Genomic DNA, 2,500 nt, shown 5'->3' with positions numbered 1-2,500 from the left:
CGGAGATAGCTGGTTCTCTGCGAAATCTATTTAGGTAGAGCGTCACACGAATACCCCGGGGGGTAGAGCACTGGATGGGTAATGGGGCCCCACAGGCTTACTGATCCTAACCAAACTCCGAATACCCGGGAGTACTATGTGGCAGACACACTGCGGATGCTAACGTCCGTAGTGGAGAGGGAAACAACCCTGACCTACGACTAAGGCCCCTAATTCATGGCTAAGTGGGAAAGCAGGTGGGACGACCAAAACAACCAGGAGGTTGGCTTAGAAGCAGCCATCCTTTAAAGATAGCGTAACAGCTCACTGGTCTAAATAAGTTGTCCTGCGGCGAAGATGTAACGGGGCTCAAGCCATGAGCCGAAGTCTAGGGATGCGTAAGCATCGGTAGCAGAGCGTAGTGTGACATAGTTCCAATCCTCTTTAGCATTCTTCGGAATGCCTTGGAGGATATGGAGCTTTCGATGAAGCGGGCGCGTGAGCGATCCCGTGGAGAGATCACTAGTGAGAATGATGACATGAGTAGCGACAAAGAGTGTGAGAGACACTCTCGCCGAAAGTCCAAGGGTTCCTGCTTAAAGCTAATCTGAGCAGGGTAAGCCGGCCCCTAAGCCGAGGGCGAAAGCCGTAGGCGATGGGAACTAGGTTAATATTCCTAGGCCAGGAGGATGTGACGGATTGTGAAGGTAGTTCATTCTTATCGGATTGAATGGGCTGCTGATCAGTTCCTGGAAATAGCCCTCCATGAGACCGTACCCTAAACCAACACAGGTGGACTGGTAGAGCATACCAAGGCGCTTGAGAGAACGATGTTGAAGGAACTCGGCAAAATACCTCCGTAAGTTCGCGAGAAGGAGGCCCAGTTTCTACGCAAGTATTGGCTGGGGGCACAAACCAGGGGGTGGCGACTGTTTACTAAAAACACAGGGCTCTGCGAAGTCGCAAGACGACGTATAGGGTCTGACGCCTGCCCGGTGCCTGAAGGTTAAAAGGAGGGGTGAGAGCTCCGAATTGAAGCCCAGGTAAACGGCGGCCGTAACTATAACGGTCCTAAGGTAGCGAAATTCCTTGTCGGGTAAGTTCCGACCTGCACGAATGGCGTAACGACTTCCCCGCTGTCTCCAACATCGACTCAGCGAAATTGAATTGCCTGTCAAGATGCAGGCTTCCCGCGGTTAGACGGAAAGACCCCGTGCACCTTTACTACAGCTTCACACTGGCATCAGGCCATGCATGTGCAGGATAGGTGGTGGGCTTTGAAACCGACACGCCAGTGTCGGTGGAGCCTCCCTTGAGATACCACCCTTGCATCGCTTGATGTCTAACCGCGGTCCGTTATCCGGATCCGGGACCCTGTGTGGCGGGTAGTTTGACTGGGGCGGTCGCCTCCTAAAGCGTAACGGAGGCGCGCGAAGGTTGGCTCAGAGCGGTCGGAAATCGCTCGTTGAGTGCAATGGCAGAAGCCAGCCTGACTGCGAGACTGACAAGTCGAGCAGAGTCGAAAGACGGCCATAGTGATCCGGTGGTCCCGAGTGGAAGGGCCATCGCTCAACGGATAAAAGGTACGCCGGGGATAACAGGCTGATACTGCCCAAGAGTCCATATCGACGGCAGTGTTTGGCACCTCGATGTCGGCTCATCTCATCCTGGGGCTGGAGCAGGTCCCAAGGGTACGGCTGTTCGCCGTTTAAAGAGGTACGTGAGCTGGGTTTAGAACGTCGTGAGACAGTTCGGTCCCTATCTGCCGTGGGTGTAGGATACTTGAGAGGAGTTGCCCCTAGTACGAGAGGACCGGGGTGAACGATCCACTGGTGGACCTGTTGTTGCGCCAGCAGCAGTGCAGGGTAGCTATGATCGGACAGGATAACCGCTGAAGGCATCTAAGCGGGAAGCCCCCCTCAAAACAAGGTATCCCTGAGGACCGAGGTAGACCACCTCGTCGATAGGCCAGAGATGTAAGTGCGGTAACGCATTCAGTTGACTGGTACTAATGGTCCGATAGGCTTGATTTGATCCAGTAAAAGTAAGACTGGAAATCAAAAGCATACACACTACACAATCAGTGAAATGACTTGGACACCAACTCTCGCGCTCAAGTAGCCCTCCGGGCGGTAGCGCAAATGAGTATGAGGCCGTTTGTTCGGTTTGGTGATCATAGCGCGAGTGAAACACCCGGTCCCATCCCGAACCCGGCCGTTAAGCACCGTAGCGCCGATGGTACTGCATCTTAAGGTGTGGGAGAGTAGGTCATCGCCAAACCTAACAAACGACCTCAGTATCTCTCTACGATGAAAAAAAAAAGAATACCTTCAGAACAATCAAAACGTCCTGAAGGGCGACAGATCTCAAACCCAACCGGAAAGAGATCAAACCGGCCTCAAGTAGCCCTACCGGCGGTAGGCCAACCAAACTGTCGCGGGATGGAGCAGCCCGGTAGCTCGTCAGGCTCATAACCTGAAGGTCGCAGGTTCAAATCCTGCTCCCGCAACCAAAAATAAGT

General features: G+C 53.6%; 1 tRNA gene and 2 rRNA genes (1 of these 3 cut by a window edge). All 3 read left to right on the top strand.

From position 1 onward, the window contains the following. Positions 1-2,012: ribosomal RNA gene (locus SIB38_RS00015) — 23S ribosomal RNA — on the top strand; it begins 819 nt to the left of the window's first position. Between the two features lie 132 nt (positions 2,013-2,144). Continuing rightward, positions 2,145-2,259 (top strand): 5S ribosomal RNA (gene rrf / locus SIB38_RS00010). Positions 2,260-2,414: 155 nt separating this feature from the next. Next, a tRNA-Met gene (locus SIB38_RS00005) sits at positions 2,415-2,491 on the top strand. Positions 2,492-2,500: the final 9 nt, after the last annotated feature.

Source organism: Shimia sp. MIT910701, from assembly GCF_047126315.1.
In the GTDB taxonomy this organism is placed as follows: domain Bacteria; phylum Pseudomonadota; class Alphaproteobacteria; order Rhodobacterales; family Rhodobacteraceae; genus Shimia.
Note: the sequence above shows the minus strand (reverse complement) of the source record. Positions and strands in the feature narration are given on the sequence as shown.